Below are 22,051 nucleotides of genomic sequence, written 5' to 3' on the forward strand. Positions count from 1 at the left end.
GCCGCCTGCAAAGCGTATGTGATACGCCCCGCCGCCTGCAAGGCGTATGCGATACGCCCCGCCGGCCGCAAACCTGCCCCGCCGGCAAACCACTTCACGCCGGGTCGCGCACAAGCACCACAAACTCGCGGCCATCGGCTGCCCGCGTGAAACGCTGAGCAGGCTGAAATCCCGCCCGGCCAACCACCGTGAGCGCCCGCCTGTTGAACGCCGCAACTGTGACACGAAACGCGCGCGGGGCAAACAGCCGCCGGCCAAGCGCCAAGCCTGCCAGCAGCACCGGCAAACCCAGCCCCCGCCCGGTCAGGTCGGGGCGCATGCCGCCGCCGGTGTCCAGCGCGCTGGGCGGGTAATCGCCGCCAGGCACCTGCGCATCCGCGCCGAAGCAGCGGAACGCTACCAGATCGCCCTGCGCGCCGAGCCCGGCATAGTAGGCGTTGGCGGGGTCAGCGAAGAACTCAAGCGCTTCCGCCGCATCATCAGCCGCGACATTGTACAGCGTATATGGCGCGGAATACTGCCAGCCAACGAGGGTCTGGGCATCGGCCAGGGTCATGGGGCGGAATGAAATGTCCATAGACTCGACTTCCATGTGACGCACCGACGGCACGCAGACGCGGCATTGTCCGTGCCGGGCCAAGCTCACAGCGCGAGCCGCTCGCCGCTTGCAAACCGCGTGCGAGTGCGTGCGCGCCGCAGCTCCACGCCGCCGCGGCCCAGCACCTGCCACGCCTCACCATCCTGCACCAGCGCCGTGTCCTCGTCGATGCCGAGCACCGTGCGATCTGCCGGCAGGATGCGCAGAACCAAAGCGCGCAAGAAAGTGGGCAGCGCGTCGTAGTGCGGGATAACCATAGAAATCGGCACAAGGCCAAACGCCGAACGTGCCTTCCTGCGCGAGCGAGAAAATGCGAGCTGGGGCGGGCCAAGCAGCGATTCGCCCAGCACCATCGCGCCCGCGCTGCAGCCCGCAAGTACGCCGCCGCGCGCATACACGGCCAGCACCGCCGCCCAGGCGGCAGTTCCCTGCAGCGCGTTGAGCAGAAAGCGCGGCTTGCCGCCCGACATATACACCAGGTCTGCTGCTGCGATCCGCTGCGCCACGGCGGGGTCGCTGGCCTGGGCGGCGGCACCGATCACAACGACATCGACGGTGGCGCCAAGCGCCGCGAAATGCGCGCGGCCCATGCTCGCCCAGCGCTCGACGACATGCGGGCCGTCGGGAATAGCTGCGGTGGGAATGACGACGACATGAGCGCGGCCTTCTGGTTTAGCGCGCTCCAGCAGCAGCGCGTCGATCGGTCGCATGGTTTCCAGAAATTCGCCCGAGCCAACCAGCGCCAGCGTTCCGCTCACAATGTCTCCTTGCCCCATAAAGCCATGAAATATCGATAGCTTCTGTTTCAAATTGCCATGCGCGGGCAGCCTATGATTCAGCGTTCTGTTGCTGCTGCTATGGAAAAACGCGCGCGATCCAGTCGTGCAGCGGCAGCGATGGGTCGTAGAGAATGAGCCCTTCGTCGCTGCCCGGCGGCTCGAAATGATCGATCACATAGTTGAAATTGTCGTCGCGCACGTCGCCGCGCTGCGGGTTCTGCCGATTTTCTTGCCAGCGCCGCCACACGTCTTCGGCTGTCGTTGCAACATACAGCACACAGGCGCGTGCCTGCTGGCGCGCCGCAATGCCGCGCAGCTGGTCGCGCTGCGCGCGCAGCATATTGGTTTCGTCGTACACGAGCGAGTGCCCGCCGCGCAGGCAATCCTCAACCCGCCGATAGGCCTGGGCATAGGTTTCTTCCCATTCGTGGGGAAGGATTTCCTGATTATTCAGGCCAACGCCACGCTCGGTGTTGATCGCATCCAGGCTGAGGTAGGGCCAGCCATGGTGCGCAGCAAGCGCCCGCGCAATGGTGGTTTTTCCGGCAAAGGAAAGGCCGCACATCAGAACAAGCAGTGGTGTGTTGGGCATATGGGCTCCAAGCTCATACCGAGTGCGCTTTCAGCGCAGGGTTTAGGGAATGGGGGATAGGGTTTAGTGATTATAATGCAGAAACTCTTCCAAGATTTCCGCATCGCTTTCTTGATAATACACTAGTTCGGGTAAACAGCTGCAGTTTATCATTCGTCGCTCCGCTAGCGCTTCGTTCAGCATAACAAAGTAAAAGTGTTTACCCGAACTTGGTATGACACAGACATGCAATCGCTCATCTGCGTCATCTGTGGAGAACTTTTGGGCTATTACATAGCCTTGTGGCTCAGGCACGCTACACTCCGTTGGTGAGATGCATATGCGACTGAATCGTAGCGAGCAGGCCGCGCAGGTTGACCGGCTTGGCCAGGTAGTCGTCGGCACCCGCCTGAAGGCAGCGCTCGCGATCGCCAGGCATGGCGAGAGCGGTGAGGGCGATGATGGGAATGGCTTGCAGCGATTCGTGCGCGCGAATACGGCGAATTGCTTCCAGGCCGTCCATGCCGGGCATTTGAATGTCCATCAGGATGAGAGCGGGCGCGGACTCGTTTGCACGGAGGAGCGCCTCGCCGCCGTTGCGCGCTATCACCATCGCGTAGCCTTTGGTGTGCAAGTGGTCCTGCATCATCGTGATAGTCGCCTGGTTATCTTCGACCAGCAGGATACGTGGCGATGGTGTGCGTGCCTGCTCAATTGCGCTGGGTGAGTCTTCGATCAGCAGGGCGCGCTCGATGATGGCGCTGGCTTGTGTGGCCGTGATAGGCTTTGGTTCAGCCTGGTCGGCATGTTGCTCGGGCACCCACGGCAGGGTGACGCTGAAGCGGCTGCCCTGGCCGGGCGCACTCGTCAAGGCCACACCACCACCGTGCGCCTGCGCTAGGCGCAGCACCAGCGCTAAACCCAGCCCGGTGCCTTCATACTGGCGGTTCAGCTGGCTGTCGATCTGCACAAAGGGCTTGAACAAGCGCTCCTGATCTTCCTCTCCAATACCGATGCCAGTATCCCAAACAGTGAAGGTGAGCGACTGCCGCTCAGCGTCGGCCTGCACGTTGAGGCCAACTTTGCCACCTGCGGGGGTGAACTTGATGGCGTTTGAGAGCAGGTTGACCAGGATTTGCTTGAGGCGGCGCTCGTCGGCAGGTATTGTCTCGATTGTGTTGTCGAGCATGAAGGAAAGCGTGACGCGCTTCTGGATGGCAAGCTGCGTAACCATTTGCAGCGCGCTCAGGCAGAGGAGATCGAGCGCGACGGGTTCGATCTGTAATTCGAGCTTATCCGCTTCGATCTTGGAGAGGTCGAGGATGTCGTTGATTAGGGCGAGCAGGTGGCGGCCACTGGTTTCGATCGCATCCAGCGCTTTGCTCTGCTCAGATACGATCGGGCCGTAGATTTCTTCCTGGAGCGCCTGGGAGCGACCCAGGATGGAGTTGAGCGGCGTGCGCAGCTCGTGCGACATGTTGGCAAGGAATTCGTCTTTGAGACGGGCGGCGCGGGCTAGCTCGGCGTTGGCGATGCTCAGGTCGGCGGTGCGTTCTTCAACGCGCCGCGCCAGGGTGGCGCGTTCGGCTTCGAGCGCGGCTTCGACGAGCTGGCGCTCGGCCAGCTCCTGGCGCACCTGTATAAACAGGCGCGCATTGCTGATGGCAAGGGCGGTGCGGTCGGCGAGATCCTGCACAAGGCCAAGGTCGGCAGTGGTGAACGGCGGGCGCGTGGCGACACGCCGGTAGATGAGCAGCACGCCTGCTACCTGATGCTGCATATGCAGCGGCACCGCCAGAATGCTGTGAATCTCAAGCTGGTGCAGCAGTTCGACGAATGCCGGCCGTATGGCGCCTTGAAATTGTTGGGACTGCATACGCGGAAGCAGCAAGGGCTGGCCAGTGCTAACGACGCGCCCAACCAGCGAAGCCTGGTCGATTGCTTGTATGCCGCCGAGAGCCGCCTGGAGCAGATGGGTGTTTGCGGCATTGGTATCACGAAAAACAGAGAATCGTATATGTGCGCCGTCGTCGGCGAGCAAGCCTACTGCGCAGCCATCGCCAAGATCAGTGAGCACCATATGTGCCAGGTGATCGAGCAGCGCCGGTTCGTTGGTGCCCAGCTCGGCAATGGCGCGCGAGGCGTCGGCCAGCATTTGCAAGCGCAGGAGTGCGTTTTCGCGCTCTTGCTCGGCCTGGCGGCGCGTGGTGATGTCGGACATGACAACCACAGCGTGCCAATCGGGGAAATCGACCGGCACTGCGCTGGAGTTTACCCACACCGCTGCGCCATCTTCCATCAGAATACCGATTTCAAGATTTTCGACCGGCTGGTTTGCGTTGAGCGCCCGAGCGCTGGCGAACTCATTTGGGGAGAGCGGGCGGCCCTTGGTGTCGATGTACGCGCGCTGGATATAGGATTGTGCTTCTACCTCGGCGGGGGAGAGTTTGGCGATGCTGTAAAAGGCGGGGTTGGAAAACAAGACTTTGCGCTCGCCATCGAGGATACTGATGCCAACGGGCAGAATATCGAGCAGGGTGCTGAGCTTGCGTTCACGTTCGCGGATTTCGGCCTCGGCGTGGATGCGCTCGGTGATGTCGGTGAGCACAACGACGGCAACCGGCTCGGCGCAGTATATGCTGGTTTTCAGCCGCGCCTCGTAGTGGCGCATCGCGCCCGACTCGGCCGGCACATCGAGTGGCTCGGTGACATATTCGCCGCCAAGTGCGCGCTCGAGGCGCTGGCGCAGCAACTGATCGTAGAGCGGGCCAAGCACATCGGCGACGCGCCGGCCGGCCAGGTCGTCGTTCGGCAGGCGCAGAAACTCTTTGTAGGTTTCGTTTGCGTAGCGGTAGCGATGCTCAGCATCGACCAGTGCCAGACCTATGCCAGCCGTTTCGGTGACGATGCGCAGGTTTTCTTCGCTGGCGCGCAGGGCGGCGTCAGCACGCGTACGCTCGTCCAGCTCGGCCTGCACCTGCTGAAGCAGGCGCATATTGCTGATCGCCAGCCCGGCCCGGTCGGCGAGATCCTGGGCCAATGCAAGGTCTTCTTCGCCGAATGGCGGCTGATGAGGATGATAGCGCATGAGCGAGAGCGCACCAAATGCCTGCCCGTGCGCCTGGAGTGGCACGATAATCGAGCTATGCGGGTGAAGCTTCTCGAAGATTGCCCGTTGGTCTTCCGTGACGGTGGCGCGGATAGCGGCAGGATCGATATGCGGAGTGAGCAGTGGCAGTTTTTGGCGAACAACTGTGGCGATGGCAGCGGGCGCCTGGATGGAAAGGCGGAGCTGGCCGAAGAGCTGCTGAATCATCGCCCGCACCGCCGTGTCGGGGTCGTAATGTGTGCTTGCCTGCAACCACGCGCCATCATCGCTGAGCATAGTGATTCATGGTGCCGGTGTCGAGCTGTTCGGAGGTGACGCAGGCGATCAGCGTGAGAATGCTTTGATATTCCTGGCCAGCTTCGGCAAAGGCGCGTGATGCTTCGGCCAGGATGTGCAGGCGGTCGGCGGCCCGCCGCTGGGCTTGCTCGGCGTGCTTGCGCTCGGTGATGTCGGTGAGCAGGCCGTACCAGATTGTGCTGCCGTCGGCCTCGCGTTGTGGGATGGCGCTGCCCCCGATCCAGAGCTCGCCACGGATTGGGTGACGTACACGAAACTCGATGCTCCACGGCGTCAGTTGTTGCTGCGACGCTTCAATGCTGTCACGCAGGCGAGCAACGTCGTCGGGGTGCCAGAGATTGATGATGCCTGAGGCATCGTTCGCGAGCGCTTCGGGCGAAAGGCCGTAGATCTCGGTGATGCGCGGGCTGGCATACGGGAAGCTGACCGTGCCGTCGGGGCGCTGGCGGTAGGCGCAGACGACTCCGGGAACGGTTTCGACAAGAGTGACAAAGCGGTCGCGTTCGCTTTGCAGGGCATTCTTCGATTGAAGAAGGAGCGCATTGCTGGCGTCGAGTTCGCGCTGCAAGTGCGCACGCTCGATGGCAGCGACAACCGCGCGCCCGAGCTGGTGCTGTAAATGCAGACCTTTCACCAGGTAGTCGTGCGCGCCGAGCTTCATGGCCTGCACAGCGAGCTGCTCGTTACCTGCGCCAGTGAGCAAGAGCATGGCAAAGGCGTTGCGGCCATGCTCGTTGATTAACGTGCTGAGCAGTGCGAGCCCTTCATCATCCGGCAGGTGATAGTCGAGCAGCACCGCATCGGGCAGCAATTCGCGGCAGCGCGCCAGGCCTTCGGCGGCGCTTGCGGCTTCGTAGCAGATGAACGATTGTTCCGGATCCTGCTCAAGAAAGCGGCGAAAGGCATAGCGGTCTTCAGGGCTGTCGTCGATCAGAAGTACCGCCCACGGTTGCGGTGACATAGTCGTACCCCGTTTGCTTTGCTGATGTGCCTGTGCCCGAATAGTGCCTGTGGCTCGGGTTCAGTTGTGGTGGAACAAACAACGTTTGGCACTGTGCAGTTTTGAGCTTTTGAGATTCACAGCCGCGCGCTTGCAAGCGCCCTGAGGCCCGGCATGAGCGCCTGCCAGGGTGTGACGGTTCGGTAGCCGGGCGCGAGACATTGCTGATTGAACGCTGGAGGCGCACACGAATGCCCCGAAAGCCCGCACGAAATAAGGCTGTGATGATATTGTAATGCTTCTGGATCGGATTTTCAATACAGACCGACTTATGGAAGATAAAAGCGTATAAACTATCTATATTTAGTTGTGATGTATGCCATAAGCCGTAGATCGCGCTGATGAACGCGCATTTTTCACGAAAACGTGTTATTTTTCTCTGGATTAATCGCATAATCGCCGTGATTACTATCATCTGTCTTGGAGAAAAGTGCCGATACTGTGACAAAATTTCCCGCGCGCACGTTTTAATCCACAGAAGCACTCTATCATCGCAGCAATCGTGCCGTATAATCCATAGACTCACAGTGTTCGCGCACCGGCGAATGCTGCTGGCCATGAATAAGTAGCCAGCGAGCAAGCCTATGAATAAGCCAAAACCCTCCTTCTCTCAACCGACTCCCCCGCCCATCCGTCGCTTTGTCTTTCATCGGGCCTGGCGGCCTGACGGCTGGCTTCGGCAGTGGTTGCTTCCGGATTCGCGGGCAGGGGATGGAGAAAGTAGTGCTGCCGCGCGCCAGCCGCACCTGCACAGCGTGCGCGAACGAATTCTGATTGGCTTGCTGCGCATTGGCTCCGTGTTCGGCACGCTGACACTGCTGGTTGCGGCCCTGCCCTGGCTGAACGACACACCACAACAGATTTACGTGATCGACTTCTCGGTGCTGGGGCTAGCGTGGCTGGCGGCCTACCTGCCCCGGCTGCCCTACACGGTGCGCGCCTGTGCGTTGCTGCTGGTTGTGTATGCTGTGAGCTGTACCGAGCTGCTGTGGTATGGTTTTAGCCAGGATGCGACGATACTGTTCGGCTTTTTTGCGCTGCTGACGCTGCTGCTGTTTAACCTGCGCACTGGTGGCGCGGCGCTGGCCCTGGCCCTGGCCACCCTCAGCAGCGTTGGGCTGCTGATTGCACGCGGAACGTTTGTGCCGCTGGCCCGCCCGTTGGCTACGCTCTCCGTATCAACCGCGATCACGACAAGCATGATTTTCCTGATGGTGGTTGGCTGTGTGCAGGTTGGCATTGCGGTGCTGTTTGCAAACCTTGCGGCGGCGTGGCAACAGGAGCGGGAGGCGCGCGCGCTGGTGGAAGCCGAGCAGCGCCTGCTGGAACAGCGCGTTGCCGAGCGCACGCGGGAGCTGGCGCTGGCGCACACCCGCGCCGAGGCGGCCCGGCAGGCCGAACGGGCACAAAAAGAATACCTGAGTGCGCTGTATGACCTGACGCTTGATCTGCTGCACCGCCACGATATTGCCGACGTGCTGCGCGTGGTGGTCGAGCGCGGGGCAATAATTCTGGGCGCGCCGTATGCTGAGCTGATGCTCCATGAGGGTGAGGAGCTCGTGGTATGGGCTTTTACGCCGAATCAGCCGTTTCTGCTGGGCGACCGGGTGACGCGCGAGCAGGCGGTGTTGTCGTGGCAGGCGTTCGATACACTGCGGCCAGTGGTGATTGACGATTACAATGCCTGGACCGCGCGGCGGAATCGTTATGCGGGTATTCCGCTCCATGCCACTGCCGATTTCCCAATTGTGGTTGGCGATGGCTGCATTGGCGTGCTGGCCTTTGGGCGGGCGCAGCCAGGGCTGGTGTTTACGCCCGAGGATGTGCAGCGCGGGACGCTGCTGGCACAACTGGCCGGGCTGCTGGTTGAAAACGCGCGCTTGTACGATACGGCAGTGCGCGAGATCGGCGAGCGTGCCAGGGCGGAGCAGGCACTGCGCGAGCAAACCCTTGAGCTGCAAGGCCAGAATGCCGAGCTGGATGCCTTCACGCATACGGTGGCGCACGACCTGAAAACGCCGCTGACCGGCCTGATTGGTCACGCGCAGCTTCTGCTGGAGATTGGGCCGCACCTGGCTGAGGAGGATGTGGCGACCAGCCTGGGGGCGATCGCTCGCAGTGGGCAAAAGATGTCGGCGATTATTAGCGACCTGTTGCTGCTGGCGCATGTGCGAACCGTGAGCACGGTGCCGTTTACCAGGCTGCGCATGGGCGAAATTGTTGCCGAGGCCGCAGCACGGCTGGATGACGCGCTCGACGCTGCCAGCGCCACGCTGAGCTACCCGCCGATCTGGCCGGATGTGTATGGCTATGCGCCGTGGGTGGAAGAAGTGTGGGTGAACTATATCAGCAATGCGGTGAAGTACGGTGGTGATCCGCCGCGCATCGAGCTGGGGGCCGAGCCGGCCGGCGCAGGCTTTGTGCGCTTGTGGGTGCACGATAATGGTACCGGCCTGAGCACCGAACAGCAGGGCAAACTGTTTACACGGTTTACGCGCCTGCAAACAGAGCGCGCTTCTGGCCATGGGCTGGGCCTGTCGATCGTGCAGCGCATTGTGGCGCAGCTTGGCGGCGAAGTTGGGGTTGAAAGCCAGATTGGTGCGGGTTGCCGCTTTTTCTTTACGCTGCCTGCCGGGCCGGCGACGACGGATGACTGACGACCGACGACCGAGAACCGCAGAACCGAGAACCGAGAACCGCAAAACCGCAAAACCTCAGAACCGCAGAACCAGGAACCGCAAAACCTCAGAACCGCAGAACCAGGAACCAGGAACCAGGAACCAGGAACCAGGAACCAGGAACCAGGAACTAGGAACCGAAAAGCAAGAACCAAGCGCCATAGCTATATGCGCGGCGAAGCAGGATCAGCGCCAAGCGCACGCGCGACCGCGCGATACAGGTCGTCGAGGTCGAATGGCTTGACCAGAACAGTGTAGGTTTGTTCGCGCAGGTGCGGGGTGTTAGAAGGGGCGTTTTGGTGGTTGGTTGTGGTATAGATGATGGGAATATTGGCCGCTTCTTGGTCGTTCATGAATACTGATATGGGCGGCGGAGCTGTCATTGGCTGATTGAAACGATGTTCCGCAATGATGAGCCGGGGCCGGTGCCGACGAACGAATGCGCCGAGGTCGGCAAAGGTATGGCATACGAGCACTGTGTATCCTTCAAAAACCAATGCTTCTTCGATCAGCAAAAGACTAGCCGTATCGGAATCAAACACGACGATATCAGGGCGCTTCATAATTTTCACCGGCAAACAAGGCTGGCTACTATAGCAGTTTGCAGTCGGCAGGATGCAGAAGGCAGCTGCATTTTCCGCGCTCCAACGCGTTTCTTGCCGGTGCGTACGTGGTCAATTGTTCTGCAAACCGCTATATTATTTGGTATCGGGCAAGCGAATGCGTCGATTGCATCCGTAAGAAACAGCAGTTGAAGGCAGCCGGGCACATAGGACATAGAACGCTGGGCAGAATTCTTACGTATCGAACGCCTGGGACACAACTGTGCGGAGTTGCTCGAAACGGAAGGGCTTCTGGATAAAGCCGGCCAGTCCTCTGCCAGAAAAACGGCTTGCCGCGGTTTGCTCGCTGTGCCCGCTCATCAAAATCACGGGCAGATCGGTACGGATGCGCCGCAGTTCACGGAAGGTAGCCCGGCCATCCATGTGTGGCATGGTCAGGTCGAGCAAGATCAGGCAGATCTGTGCGGCGTTTGCGCGAAAAAAGTTCACGGCCTCGCGCCCATTGGCGGCTTCCTGCACCATAAAACCCATGCGCTCCAGCATCTGCTGCGCCAGACCGCGCACGCTTTCCTCGTCGTCAATCAGCAGCACCGTACCCTTGCCGCGCCACTCGGCTGCGCTTGGTTCGGGCGCGGCGGTGCCGTTTGGTACGGGGCCAGCGGCAGGAAAGAGCAGCCGAAAGGTTGTGCCGGTGCCAAGCTCGCTCTCGACCTTGATTGCGCCTTTGTGGCTGCGCACAATGCCCAGCAAGGCCGCCAACCCAAGCCCGCGCCCGGTGAATTTGGTGGTAAAGAAGGGCTCGAAGATGCGCGCGCGTGTCGCCGCCGACATGCCTGCGCCATTGTCGGAAACGCACAGACTTACATACAGCCCTTCGGGCAAATCCTCGTCGAGGTAGGTATCGGCCAGGTAAGCGCGATCGCAGTTCACAACACCCATGCTCACCAGGATCACGCCGCTGTGGCTGCCAATCGCCTCGGATGCGTTGATCACCAGATTCATAATCACCTGGCTCATCTGCGCGGCATCGGCAACAATACTCGGCAGGTTGGGCAAAAGCTCGTACTTCAGCACGCAACTCTTGGAAATTGAAATCTCGAGCAGACGGGTGACGTCGCTCACGAGCTGCGATAGATCAAGCGGCTCGATGTGTACATGGCCCTTGCCAGCATAGGCCAGCATCTGGGCGGTGAGCTCAGCGGCGCGGCGCGCGCCCTGGATTGCGTTGTTGAGCAGCGGCTCGGCGGGCGACTGAGGCGGCAATTCGAGCAGCGCCAGGTCGGTGTAGCCCATCACACTGGCCAGCAGGTTGTTGAAATCGTGGGCAATGCCGCCGGCCAGCACGCCCAGGCTTTCGAGCTTTTGCGTTTGCTGGAGCTTGGCGTCGAGCTGGCGCTGCGCCGCTGCAGCCTGCTTCTGCGCTGTAATATCTTGCATGATCTTAATATAGTGCGGCTGGTCGCCAATGCTGAGAAGATCGGCATTGATCAGAAAGCTGCAGTGCTGGCCTAGGCTGGTGAGTAGCCTTGCTTCGATGCTGCGCGCGTGGCCGTGCGCTTGCAATGCCAGCAGGAGCTGCTGATGGAGCTCTGGGCCGGCGGAAATACCAAGTTCGCGCAGGGTCTTGCCATGCGCTTCTGCTGCTGTGCGGCCAAATGTTTGCACGAACGCCCGGTTTACCGCCACAATGCGCCCATCGGCAAGGGTGCACAAGCTTGCGGCCACCGGGGTGAGATCGAACAAGCTGGCAAACTTTTCGTTGCTGTCGTGCAGCGCGGCTTCGGCCTGCTTTTGCGGCGTGGTATCCTCCGTCACCGTCACAACAGCATCGTGCGAGGCCAGCGGCACCGCGCTTACATTGGTCCAGATTACGGTACCATCTTCTTTTTCGATGCCAATCTCTACTGCGTCGATAGGGCGCTGTTCTTTTAGCGCGCGCTGGCTCGGGAATTCGTCGGGCGACATCGGGGTCTTATCGGAGCGGAAATAGCGGCGCTGGGCGTGTTCGCCCTGGAGCAGTTGCTCGCGCGAAAGGCCCACAATGCGGGATAGCGAGGTGTTGAGCTCAACGACCCTGCTCTGTTCGGTGACGAGGGACACGCCCACGGGCAGCAGCGCGAAGAGGTTGCGCCAGTTTTCTTCCTGGGTGCGCAGCGCAGTTTCGGCGCGCTTGCGCTCGGTGATGTCGATAATCGTTGCCAGAACGAATGCCTCGTCGGGCGTGCTGACCGGTACCAGACCAATTTCGACCGGGAACTCGCTGCCGTCTTTGCGGCGCGCGCGCAGATCGCGGCCCACACCCATGTCCCGCATGTGCGCTTGCCTGGCAAAATTGGCGCGGTGGGTGGCGTGATGTTTGGCTTGGAGTTCGGGCACAAGCTGTTCGACGTTGGCACCAAGCAGCTCGCTGGAGGCATAGCCAAAATAGTTCTCGGTTTGCGCATTGAGCAGCACAATCTCGCCAGCCTGGTTGACCATGAGGATGGCGTTGGGCGCTGCTTCAACAGCCAGGCGAAAACGCTCTTCGACCGGGCTGTGGTCGTTGATGGGCAGGCTGGCGACAAAAATGCCTTCGGCGACCGGCTGAACGTGAAACGCATAGCTCTCGTTAGTGCCAGGTGGGAAGGGCAGCGGGGCGGTGAACTCCTGCGGGTGGCGCTGTTCCATGCACTGGCGGTAGCGGGCAAACAGCTCGGATCGCTCGATGCCGGGGTGTGCCTCCTGCAGCGTGCAGCCGATCAGATCGCTGCGCGCGATCTGCGCTGCCTGCGCGGCGGCTTCGTTGACATACAGGTACACCCACTCGAAACTGATCAGCGCGCAGCCTTCAAGCAGATGCTCCCACGCCTCGGTGAGATACAGGGCTGGCCCAGGGTTGGAGCGACTGCCTTGGGAGGGCTGCATTTGCGAAGAGTCAAACGCATCTGACGACATAGGGATACCCTCAAATTTCCACCTTGCTTTTAGGGTATCACACGGGCTTGTGAGTTGAGAACCGTAGGGCTACGGTATTTGAAGGAGCAATAGCGAGAACTGAGAACCGAGAACTGAGAACCGTGAATGTCTAGGTACGCTAGTTCACCAGGCCACGACGCAGCGCATAGTAGACGATATCAGTCTGCGTTTTCAGGTTGAGCTTTTTGAGCATGTTGGAACGGTGCATCTCGACGGTGCGAACGCTGAGCGAAAGCCGTTCGGCAATGTCGGCATTCTTCAAGCCCTGCGCGCCCAGGTGCAAGACCTGGCGCTCACGCTCGGTGAGGCTATCGTAGACATCTGCTTCGGGCATGCCCGAAACGCGGCGTATGTAGTCGTTGAGGATGTGCTCGTTCAGGGGTGGGCTGAGGTAGGTGCCGCCCAGCAGCACCACGCGAATAGCGGCTATCAGATCGGTGGCGGTGGATTGCTTGAGCACATAGGCCGAAGCACCGGCCTGCAATGCCGCGATGACATAGGCCTCGTTGGTGTACATCGACAGCGCAATAACCTTGATGTTGGCGCGCTGGCTTCTGGCGGTGCGCGCAACGTCGATGCCGCTCAGGTTGGGCATGACGACATCTACCACATACACATCGACATCGGGGCGCAGCGCTGCCTCGGCGGCCGCACGCCCTTCACTGGCTTCGCCCACCACCTCGAAATCGGCTTCCTGCTCAAGCAGCAGGCGCAGCCCTTCGCGCACCAGGTGGTGATCTTCGGCAAGAAAAATTCGTGTTTTCATGGTTCTGACCTCATGCTTTCTCGGCACGTGGGATGCTGATGAAAATGCTTGTGCCGTTGCCCGGGGCAGTGTGAATCGTGAGTTTGCCATTCAACAAGTTGACGCGCTCAATCATGCCAAGCAAGCCGCTGGTGCGGCGGGCGCGCACGGCCTCGAAATCAAAGCCTGCGCCCATATCTTCGATCTGCAGGTCGAGGCCAGTGGGCGTGGCACTCAGGCGTATGCTGGCCTGCTGCACCGCCGCATGGCGCGAAATGTTTGTCAGCGCTTCCTGCGCCAGCCGGTAGATCGCCGTCTCGATTGCGGGGGCGAAGCGCTGGTTGTGCACGCCGCTATGGGCAAAATTGATCTGCACGTTAGTTTGGGCGCTGATGTTCTGGGTGAGCCACAGCAGCGCGGGCACCACGCCCATATCGTCGAGCATGGGTGGGCGCAGATCGAGCGACAGGCGGCTGGTGCGCGCGAGCAGATCGTTCACGACCGCCAAGGCCGCCGTTTGTTTGGCGCGCGCTTCTTCGGGCGGCAAGGTCAGCGCGATCTCAAGCAGGAGCTTGAGGCCGGTGAGGTTCTGGCCGATCTCGTCGTGCAGCTCGCGCCCGATTGCGCGGCTTTCGTTTTCGCGGGTTTCGATGAGCTGGCGCGACAAGCTGCGCAACTGCTCGTGCGATTTTTCCAGCTCGCGCTGCATCTGTTTCTGCTCAGTAACGTCGATGGCGATGCCGATCTTCTGCTTGAGTGTGCCGTCGGGGTTGCGCAAGAAGGGGCTTTCGTAGTTGCGCAGCACGCGCCAGCTGCCATCGTGGTGTTTGGCGCGGCTTTCGCTTTCCAGCACATCGAAATCGGCTGCGGCCATGACTGTATGCTGGAAGGCCTGCACACCCGCAAGGTCGTCGGGATGAATGATTTGCGGAAAGATCGTATCGCCCATTGCTTGAATCTGTTTGGCTGTATACCCTAATAATCGCGTCAGACCGCCATTGGCAAAAACATTGCTCTGAGTTTCCAAGTCGTATACGTACATGATGGCCGGGGCAGTTTTAAGCACCGACGTAATAAAGTGCTCACGTTCGCGCAAGAGTCGATCGGCATGTTTCTGCTTGGAAACGTCGATAATTTGACTGAGCAGGTATTGTACATTGCTGATTTCAACGATCTGCGATGAAATCAGTGTATCGATGATCCGACCCGATCTATGACAATTCTGCGTTTCGAAGTTCGAAACGAACCCATCGGCTTGCAGTTGCTTAAGGAAGCGCTGGCGCACTGCTGCGTCGGGCCACACACCTATTTCATGTGGGGTATGCCCAATGATGTCTTCACGCGAGTAGCCGAACAGCTCGAGCAGGGCGCTGTTCGCATTAACATAGCGGTCATCGCTCAGTCGCAATACGCCCATGGGTATGGGGCTTTTTGCAAAGAAGATGGCGAAGCGCTGCTTGCTTTCGCGCAGCGCGGCAGTGCGCTCGGCCACGCGCTGCTCAAGCAGGGCTTCGGCACGTTTTTGCTCGGTGACGTCGAGTGCGCTTGTTATCAGGCAGCGCTGGCCCTGCCACTCAAGCAGCTTGACAGAGCCGAGGATGGAGTGTAGCTCGCCCGAACGTGTGCGCATCTCGGTCGATACCCAGGAGGCAAAATCGTCGCGCTCCAGCTGCTGCAGCACCTGATCACGATGTGTAGACGATAGGGTGAGGTGTAGTTCATGCGCCGTTTTGCCGATCAGCTCGGCCCGCGAATAGCCGACCATATGACAGTATGCGCTGTTAGCATCGAAGAATCTGCCTGTTTCGTAGTTTGTGATGGCTTGCGGTGCTGGGCTGGAATGAAACATGATGCGAAAGCGTTCTTCGCTGGCGCGCAATTGTTCATCGGCGTGCTTGCGTGCGGTAATATCTTCGATGATAAAGCTGAACTGCGGGTTGCCGGCCGCGCCCAGGCCAATATAGGTAACCGTGGCCGCAAGCCACTGCGAACGGCCGGGACGCGGATTGGGGAATTCGGCGCGAACGGGCAGGCCGGTGTGCTGCGCGCGCAGGTAGTGCTCAATGCGCAGGTGCTCTAACTCTGCCGAACCGCTCAGCTCGGCGATTGATCCACCAATAAGATCCTCGGGCTCGCGCCCGACAAACTGCCCCAGGGGCTGGTTGCCCGAAACAACAACGACTTTTCCGTCGCGCAGTTCGGCCACGCCCATCATAAAGGGCACACTGTCGTAGAAACGTTGCAGGAGGGTATCGGTCGTGTGCGCGGCGGGGACTGGCTGGTCGGGCTGGCGCGGCTGTTCGTCCATGGTTCGCCTTACCTTTGCGCTGCGCCTGCGTGGGCGCCTGGGAATTTTGGACGCTTGCTTGGGCGGTTATTGTAGATCGTTTTGGGGCGGGTGCGGCGGGGCCTGGCTGACCCTTTGGGCGCTGCGCCCTCAGCAGGTGCCGCGTGTTTGTGGAGGTCGTCGCGCTACAGCATTCGTCACAATGGATGAGCCGCCAATCTTGTACGCGATAGCTTTCTGATGCCTTAGTGCTGCTGCCGACTGGCTTCTGCTGACTGCCGACTGCGCTAGGGAGTGCCGCACTGGACTCGAGATTGCTATACGCGTATTCGTTCAATATCTGGATTTGCTTTACCAGGCAGCCCTGTACATGAAAGCCGCTGTGCGAGTAAGGAGTGAGATAGTATCGTGATTGATCATGTAAATGCGTTTGTTCTTGTGGTGGGCGATGTTGAGCAGTGTGCCCTGTTTTACCGTGACATACTGGGATTTGATCTGAGACAGCTGGATCGCGACGAAGCCTACCTGCGCATCGGGTCGGGCAGCGGAATTGTCCTGGCTATCAAGTCAGTGGAGCTGGCAGCAAAAGAAATTTCTGAAGAGCGGATACGACCAGCGCAGGCGGGTTTCGAGCGCAACCATTTTGTGGTTTTTGTCGCAGATGTTGAAGCCGAATACCGCGAGCTGCTTGCGAAGGGTGTTCATTTCGTCGACGCACCGAAATCGCTGGAGGGCGGATGGCGAAGTGCACACTTTGAGGATCCGGCTGGCACCCTTTGGGAAATTGCTCAACCCCCCAGTGATTGAAACTGCCTGACCCACGCTGCGGGTTTGGGCATTCGCGGCGCAGAAACCAGCGGGCTGCGTTTCCGCTCCTGCGTGCGGCTCCGAGGCAGAAGCTGGGCAGCGAACGCGGCATGAGCTTCAAGGGTTTCGCCCGCCCGGCGACACGCAGGCCGGCCCGGGCGGGGACATTATACGGCTTGGGATATTTGGCGCATGTGGTGCCAGGTTGCAAGTGCTAAGGGCGCAATACCGAGCCATAAAATAATGGCACACCCAAGACCCACAACGGCGGTACGCAATGCGAGGGTTTCACTGCCCGTTTGCCAGGTGATCGCTGGCGGGAGCAACAGGCTGCTGAGCCCAAGCAGGATCATTGCGCCGCCTACAGCGGCGAATCGCCAGGATTGAAAGACGGGGATAAGAGCAAAGAAGTGCAGACCCACGATGATCGCAACGACCGAGATAATTGCATCGGCGTAGCCGAGCGCGGTGAGAAGCCGGGCCGCCAGGAAAATCGCGACAAACTGCGCCCCGACCGCCACGTTGTACAGGCGGCTCCGAAATGGATTGGAAGTGCGCGGTTGTGCGTTGGTTTCCGGCAGGTGACTGGCAGCACGAACGAAGCGGAATACGATACCGAGCAAGAATGTTGAAATCAGCAGCACTGTAAGAAGGCACAGAATGCGGAGAATCCCGGGGATGGCGAAACTTCCGCTGAGCCCCCACACTGCTGCAAAGAGCGCTGTGATCGTGGTGCTGGATGCGACAGCATGAAGATAGCCTGCATTTATTGGAGTGTAGGTCATGAGAAGCGAGAACCTCTTTCACTGATATAGCATGTCTCCATGGATCTGTCTGCAATAAGCAGGCCAGTGATTAATGGTTCCGCCCAAGCACCGCAGACACGCAGTTCAGGGGCGGGCACTTTTGGCTACGCCTTTCGATAAGATTAGGGGAGTCTCAGGGCAAGCTCCAGTTCGCCGAGATGGTGGTGGGGGGCGTATGCACTAAGCGCAGCACCTATCGGGAGATGGTCTTCTGCCAGTACCATTTCCGCTCGGTTGCGCGAAACCCCAGCGACTCATAGAGCGCGTTCGCTGCCTCGTTCCGCCCGCTTGTGGCCACCAGGGCACGGGTCGCTCCGCGCTGCTGTAAACGCCGCAGGCCCTCGCGCATCATCGCCGTCGCGAGACCCTTGCGCTGGTGGGCGGGATGGCACGCGACCGGCTCGAAGACCCCCGCACGGTTGACCTCGTCGTACCACAGGATGCAAAACGCGGCAAACGTGGCATCTGGCGCACAGACAATCAGATTCAGCTCGCGTCGGTAGGTCGGGGCGCCCATAATTGCACGGTAGGTGGCTGGCGTCAGCTCTGGCCCTGGCCGTGCCAGATTATTCAGCGCCGCCAGGGGCGCACTGTCCTCGGTTCCTTCCACATGGCGGATGGTGTAGCCGGCAGGCAGCACCCCAGCGGGAACGAAGCTGGCCAAAGACTGTTCCCGGTACTGATGAGAGCTGTCTGTGCGGGCCCATCCGCGTGCCGTGAGCACGGCGATCAACGCGGCGTTGTGTTCGAGCGCGGACGTAGTCACATCGAGACGGGCGGTGGCAGCGGGCATGGCCTGGTGCAGCCATGCTTCAGACCAGATGAGCATGGGCTCCAGGAGTTCGGCGTAATCAGGATGTACGCTCAGATCGATGATGCCGGTGCCATTGTGCTCAAGGCCCGGCCAGGCAAAGCCGAGAAGTGTCGCGTTGCTGCCTTGCCAGAGGCCGCAGGATTGTATGGAGGCGGCAGGGTCGGGCTGCTGAAAGCGCCAGTAGTCTAAATCGCCAATGGTGATACGCGGACACGGTCCCTGCAAGGCGAATGTCGATTGCAGAAACGCCCGCATTCGCTGATAATCCGCCTCACCCGCGTAGGGCCGATGGGTCATTGGTGGCTGCATGGCTGCTCACCCTTCCGAGGCTTTTTCGCCAGAAGCGTCTGCCACAAACGCTGAACAGGATCTGCTATACTGAGGGCAGAAAAGGCGACACCCACCCCTGCTCTGGCTGGCAAGGTGGGTGCGCTGATATCCGTGTGATGCTGCGCCTATTGTAGCACTGCCAGCCCGACGCTGGCAATCCCCCAAGATCGGCGCGGCCGGAAAGGCCAATTCCCTCCCCTGTTCCTCGTGCAACGAGCACACGTTTCCGCGCGTCGCTGCTGCCTGGCCCATGGCGTACTTGTCCCCGCTTCCGCGCAAGTGCCTACAACGTTCGGCGTTGTGATGCGCTTTGTTGTTTCTGCGACTATGCTTTTCTGTTCGCCGTAGTGCAGGCCTACTGCTCTCTCTGGAGGCACCAATGGAAGACCTTCCCCACGCACACACCAACGGCGCGCCCATTGATCCTGCCGGGCTGGAGCGCCTGCTGCACCAGAGCTTGCTTGCCCCAACCGCCTGGCTCGACATGGTGAGCGATGCGGTGATTGTGACCGATACGGAGTGGAACATCCGCGCGTGGAATGCGGCGGCCGAGCGGATCTATGGCTGGTCGCGCAGCGATGCGCTGGGGCGGCCCGCCCACGAGGTGCTGGGGGTGCTGCGCTACGAGGGCGGCGTGAGCGATGATGCGGTGCGCGATACCTTGCTGCGCGACGGCGAGTGGCGCGGCGTGGTGGTGCAGCGCGCCCGCGATGGCCGCGAGCTGGTGCTCGAAAGCGCGCTGCGCGTGCTGCGCGACGAGAACGGCGCGATTGCCGCGACGATTGGCATCAACCGCGATGTGACGGCGCAGTGGGCGGCTATGCAGGCGCAAAACCGCATGGAGCAGCAGCTGAGCGTGCTGCTCCATCAGCTGCCGGTGGGGATCAGCATCCTGAACGAGCAGCGCCAGATCGTCTACACGAACCCGGCCATGAGCGAGATCTTGCGCCTGAGCACAGACAAGCTGCAGACCGGCGCGTATCGCGCGCGCACCTACCTGCGCCCCGATGGCAGCACAATGCCGCTGAGCGAGGTAGCCAGCGCGCGGGCAGTGGCCGAGCAGCGCCCGGTGCAGCAGGAGATTGGCGTGATGCTGGAAGACGGCAGCACGCGCTGGGTCGATGTGCATGCCGTGCCGCTGGCTGTGCCGGGCTGGCAGGTGGCGACAATCGTGGCCGATGCCACGGCGCGGGTGCAGGCCGAGCAGGCGCTGCGGGCGAGTGAAGAACGCTGGCACGCAGTTGTGGACAATGGCGCGGATGGCGTGCTGCTGCTCGACCGCACCGGGAAGATCAGCTATATGAGCAGCACCGTGACGGCGCTGCTGGGGTACGACGAAGCCACGTTTCGCGGGCAATCGTACGACATGCTGACCCACCCCGACGACCTGGCGGCGCTCCATGCGATGCGCGCGCGCGTGCTTGCTACGCCGGGCGCACGCGGGCAGGTCGTTTCCCGCACGCGCCACCGCGACGGCAGCTGGCGCTGGATCGAGCGCAGCACCGTGAATGCGCTTGAGGTGCCAGCGGTTGGCGGCATCATCGTGAGCTTCCGCGATGTGACGGAACGCGTGGAAGCCGAGCAGGCGCTGCGGGCGAGCGAGGTGCGCTACCGCACCCTGGCCGAAAACTTCCCGAATGGCGCGGTGCTGCTGTTCGACCGCGAGCTGCGCTACATCCTGGCCGATGGGCAGGGCCTGGCCGCGGCCGGGCTGGACAAAACCGCCTTCCCTGGCGCAACGCTGTGGGAGATGCTGCCGCCCGAGGTCGCGCAGCAGATGGAGCCACTCTATCGCGCCGCGCTGGCCGGCATGCCCCGTGTGGCCGATGTGCCGGTGGGCGACATGACCTACCGCACCTATGTGCTGCCGATTGCCAACGCTGCGGGAGTAGTTGAGGCCGGCATGGTCATGTCGCAGGATATTACGGCGCAGGTGCGCACCGAGGGGGCGCTGAAGCGCGCCAATGCGCGGCTGCACGTGCTGGCCGATGCCTCGCGCATATTTGCGGCGGTGGGGAATGATGAGCCCGCAGTGCTGGAGGCGGTGGCGCGCACAATAGGCCAGTACATGCAGGCCAGCAGCTTCGTTCGCATGCTTTCCGATGACGGCGAATGGCTGCTGACCGAAAGCATCTATGACCGCGACCCCGCAACACGTGCGCTGTTGCAGGCAAACTTTCTGGACTCACGCGTCCACCGGGACAGTGTGCACCCGGCCGCGCAAATGCTGCGCAGCGGCCAGGCGCTGCTAATTCCGCAGGTGGATCTGGAAGAACTGCGCACAACAGTTGAGCCTGCTGCACAGGCAATCTTCGACATGTTTCGGCCAAAGAGCATTCTTGTGACGCCACTGCGTAAAGACGGCGTGATCGTTGGCACGCTGGCATTCTGGCGGCACGACCCGCTGCTGCCCGCCTTCACGCCCGACGACCTGCGCCTGGCCGAAGACCTGGCCGACCGCGCCGGGCTGGCCTTGCACATCGCCCGCCTGATCGTCTCGCTGCGCGACGAGGTGGATGCGCGCGTGCGCGCCGAGGCCGCCCTCACCGCCGAGCACCAGCGCGTCATCCAGCTCAAGGACGAATTTCTTGCCACTGTGTCGCACGAGCTGCGCACGCCAATGGTGACGGTGCTGGGGCAGGCGGAATTGCTGCTGTATGGCGTGTATGGCGAGCAGCCCACCGCGCAGGCGCAGGCGGTGCAGATGATCGAGCGCCGTGGCCGCCAGCTGCTGGCGCTGATCAACGATATTCTCGACTACACCAAATTCGAAGCCGGGCGCGTAGAGCTGGAAAAGCAGCTTGCCCAGATCGCCACGCTGTGCCAGGATTGTTTGGGCACGGTAATGCCAACTGCCAGGGCAAAGCGGATCGCGCTTTCGATGACGCTCGACCCGGCGGCGACGACCGTGTGGGCCGACGAGCGGCGGCTGCGGCAGATCCTGAACAACCTGCTTTCGAATGCGGTGAAGTTTACGCCAGCCGATGGCCGCATCACGCTTGCGGTGCAGGGCGATGCGGCGGGGCGGCAGGTGACGTTTGCGGTGCAGGACAGTGGGATCGGGATTGCAGAACACGATTTTGGGCGGCTGTTCCGGCCATTTGGGCAGCTCGACAGCCGGCTCAACCGTTCGTACGACGGCACGGGCCTGGGGCTGGCGCTGGTGCGGCAGCTGGCCGAGGCGCACGGCGGCAGCGTCACGGTAGAAAGCGTGCTGGGGCAGGGCAGCCGCTTCAGCGTGACGCTGCCGTGGGTGCCGGTGGCGGTGCTGGGCGGTGAGGCGATTGAGGAGCCGCACATCGCGCTGCCACTGCCCAGCGCGCGGCGCATTCCTGCACCGCTGGTTCTGGTGGCCGAAGATAGCGAGCCGACGATCGATGTATTGCAGACGGCACTGCTGGCGGCGGGCTACCGGGTGGCGGTGGCGCGTGATGGCAACGAGGCGCTGGAAGAAGCGCGGCGGCAGCGGCCAGCCCTGGTGCTGCTCGACATTCAGCTGCCGGGCAAAAGCGGGCTGGAAGTGCTGGCGCAGCTCGGCGCGGAAGGGCAGCTGGCGCAGATGCGGGTGATTGCGCTGACGGCGATGGTGATGCCGGGCGACCGCGAGCGCTGCCTGGCGGCTGGCGCGCACGCCTACCTGCCCAAGCCGGTGCCGCTGGGGCAGCTGCTGGCTATTGTTGCGAAACAGGTGGGCACGGCGGACGCATAGGTT

At 61.4% G+C, this 22,051-nt stretch carries 14 protein-coding genes; 3 read left to right on the forward strand and 11 right to left on the reverse strand.

Going from position 1 to position 22,051, the window contains the following annotated elements:
- Positions 1 to 94 precede the first annotated feature (94 nt).
- The 5 genes from M1P90_RS21165 to M1P90_RS21185 all read right to left on the reverse strand — a co-directional run bounded on the left by M1P90_RS21165 (position 95) and on the right by M1P90_RS21185 (position 6,315).
- Positions 95 to 577, reverse strand: a complete 483-nt coding sequence (locus M1P90_RS21165) for a hypothetical protein (RefSeq protein ID WP_483697299.1) — start codon at positions 575 to 577, stop codon at positions 95 to 97.
- Between the two features lie 65 nt (positions 578 to 642).
- Positions 643 to 1,356 carry a Type 1 glutamine amidotransferase-like domain-containing protein gene (locus M1P90_RS21170; protein ID WP_483697300.1) on the reverse strand — a complete coding sequence of 238 codons (714 nt, stop codon included), beginning with the start codon at positions 1,354 to 1,356 and terminating at the stop codon, positions 643 to 645.
- Positions 1,357 to 1,453: 97 nt separating this feature from the next.
- On the reverse strand, positions 1,454 to 1,969 hold the full coding sequence (locus tag M1P90_RS21175) for a P-loop nucleotide/nucleoside kinase family protein (RefSeq protein ID WP_483697301.1): 516 nt from the start codon (positions 1,967 to 1,969) through the stop codon (positions 1,454 to 1,456).
- 295 nt (positions 1,970 to 2,264) lie between these two features.
- Positions 2,265 to 5,333 carry an ATP-binding protein gene (locus M1P90_RS21180; RefSeq protein ID WP_483697302.1) on the reverse strand — a complete coding sequence of 1,023 codons (3,069 nt, stop codon included), beginning with the start codon at positions 5,331 to 5,333 and terminating at the stop codon, positions 2,265 to 2,267.
- Positions 5,320 to 6,315: a PAS domain-containing protein gene (locus M1P90_RS21185; protein WP_483697303.1), complete on the reverse strand. Its 996-nt coding sequence runs from the start codon at positions 6,313 to 6,315 to the stop codon at positions 5,320 to 5,322. The genes M1P90_RS21180 and M1P90_RS21185 overlap by 14 nt, the downstream gene beginning before the upstream one ends.
- 794 nt (positions 6,316 to 7,109) lie before the next feature.
- Between M1P90_RS21185 and M1P90_RS21190 the strand changes: the two genes are divergently transcribed.
- Entirely contained in the window at positions 7,110 to 9,011 is a 1,902-nt protein-coding gene (locus tag M1P90_RS21190) for a sensor histidine kinase (RefSeq protein WP_483697304.1), read from the forward strand.
- Positions 9,012 to 9,196: 185 nt separating this feature from the next.
- Here the strand turns inward: M1P90_RS21190 and M1P90_RS21195 are convergent, their stop codons facing one another.
- From M1P90_RS21195 to M1P90_RS21210, 4 genes are all read right to left on the reverse strand, one after another.
- Positions 9,197 to 9,595 carry a hypothetical protein gene (locus tag M1P90_RS21195; protein ID WP_483697305.1) on the reverse strand — a complete coding sequence of 133 codons (399 nt, stop codon included), beginning with the start codon at positions 9,593 to 9,595 and terminating at the stop codon, positions 9,197 to 9,199.
- Between the two features lie 234 nt (positions 9,596 to 9,829).
- Complete coding sequence (locus M1P90_RS21200; protein WP_483697306.1) at positions 9,830 to 12,499, reverse strand: hybrid sensor histidine kinase/response regulator; 2,670 nt, start codon at positions 12,497 to 12,499, stop codon at positions 9,830 to 9,832.
- A 169-nt stretch (positions 12,500 to 12,668) separates the two neighbouring features.
- Positions 12,669 to 13,316 (reverse strand): response regulator, encoded by a 648-nt coding sequence (locus M1P90_RS21205; protein WP_483697307.1) that lies wholly within the window; start codon positions 13,314 to 13,316, stop codon positions 12,669 to 12,671.
- A 10-nt stretch (positions 13,317 to 13,326) separates the two neighbouring features.
- Positions 13,327 to 15,603 (reverse strand): PAS domain S-box protein, encoded by a 2,277-nt coding sequence (locus M1P90_RS21210; protein ID WP_483697309.1) that lies wholly within the window; start codon positions 15,601 to 15,603, stop codon positions 13,327 to 13,329.
- Between the two features lie 387 nt (positions 15,604 to 15,990).
- Between M1P90_RS21210 and M1P90_RS21215 the strand changes: the two genes are divergently transcribed.
- Positions 15,991 to 16,389 (forward strand): VOC family protein, encoded by a 399-nt coding sequence (locus M1P90_RS21215; protein WP_483697310.1) that lies wholly within the window; start codon positions 15,991 to 15,993, stop codon positions 16,387 to 16,389.
- Positions 16,390 to 16,556: 167 nt separating this feature from the next.
- Here the strand turns inward: M1P90_RS21215 and M1P90_RS21220 are convergent, their stop codons facing one another.
- Together M1P90_RS21220 and M1P90_RS21225 are read right to left on the reverse strand one after the other, a co-directional pair.
- Complete coding sequence (locus M1P90_RS21220) at positions 16,557 to 17,174, reverse strand: hypothetical protein (RefSeq protein WP_483697312.1); 618 nt, start codon at positions 17,172 to 17,174, stop codon at positions 16,557 to 16,559.
- A 214-nt stretch (positions 17,175 to 17,388) separates the two neighbouring features.
- Positions 17,389 to 18,306, reverse strand: coding sequence for a GNAT family N-acetyltransferase (locus M1P90_RS21225; RefSeq protein ID WP_483697313.1), 918 nt, complete (start codon positions 18,304 to 18,306; stop codon positions 17,389 to 17,391).
- Between the two features lie 412 nt (positions 18,307 to 18,718).
- On the opposite strand from M1P90_RS21225, the gene M1P90_RS21230 reads away from it, so the two are divergent.
- Positions 18,719 to 22,048 carry a PAS domain S-box protein gene (locus M1P90_RS21230; protein ID WP_483697314.1) on the forward strand — a complete coding sequence of 1,110 codons (3,330 nt, stop codon included), beginning with the start codon at positions 18,719 to 18,721 and terminating at the stop codon, positions 22,046 to 22,048.
- The last annotated feature ends 3 nt before the right edge of the window (positions 22,049 to 22,051 follow it).

The organism is Kouleothrix sp. 19917 (assembly GCF_057073505.1).